At 75.8% G+C, this 809-nt stretch carries 2 protein-coding genes; both read right to left on the bottom strand.

The genetic code is table 11. From position 1 onward, the window contains the following. On the bottom strand, positions 1–661 hold a 661-nt coding region (locus LPA54_RS33540), incomplete at its 3' end, for a carbohydrate kinase (RefSeq protein WP_228984490.1). Beyond that, positions 658–809: substrate-binding domain-containing protein (locus tag LPA54_RS33535; protein WP_228984491.1), on the bottom strand; the 152-nt coding region annotated here is incomplete at its 5' end. The genes LPA54_RS33535 and LPA54_RS33540, both read right to left, overlap by 4 nt.

Genomic DNA, 809 nt, shown 5'->3' with positions numbered 1-809 from the left:
GGGTGTACGCCGACAGCCCGTCCCCGCCCCGGGTGACCACGCCCGCCGCGGGACCCGCCGCCAGCCACTCCCGCGGCGACCCGCCGAGCCACTCGGCGTCCTCCGCGGACAGCTTCAGCAGCGACACCGAGGGCAGCCAGCTCCTGAACCGGGCCCGGTAGGCGTCGGCGTCCGCGATCAGACCGGCCCGGATGTTGGGGTCGAGCGCTGTGAACACGCCCCGCGCCGACGCCTCGCGCAGCAGCGCCTCGTACGCGCTCGCGCCCGGCTCCAGCACGAGGGAGCAGGTCCCGAAGGACACCGCGCGGGTGCCGGCGGGCAGCGCCTCGGGCTTGCCGAACAGCCGGTCCGCCGTGCCCTCCACGTAGAACGAGTAGGCCGCCGAGCCGTCGGCGCCGAGCGTGGCGACGGCGAGCGTCGTCGGCTCGTCACCCCGCTGCACCGGCGCCACGTCCACACCGGTCTCCCGCAGCCGCTCCAGCAGCGCCTCCCCGAACGCGTCCCGTGACACCCGGGAGCAGAACGCGGTGGGGGAGCCGAGGCGGCCGAGGGCCACCGCCGTGTTGAAGGGACCGCCGCCGAGCGCGGGCGTCAGCGCGGCGAGCGCACCCGCCCCCTGCGGTACCAGGTCGATCAGTGCCTCACCGGCTACGACGATCACGAGGGGTTCCTTTCTTCCCGGCAGCCGCAGGAGGTGCGGTGCACGAAGGTGCACGGGAGGCGTTCGGTGCGGGTCGGCCGGTCCGGGTCGGCGAGACGGTCCAGCAGCATCCGGACGGCCCGCGCGCCGATGTCGCGGCTCGGCTGGG

Source organism: Streptomyces sp. DH12 (genome assembly GCF_020873895.1).
Taxonomy (GTDB): domain Bacteria; phylum Actinomycetota; class Actinomycetes; order Streptomycetales; family Streptomycetaceae; genus Streptomyces.
The sequence above is the reverse complement of the archived record's forward strand: the minus strand, read 5'-3'. Positions and strand labels throughout refer to the sequence as shown.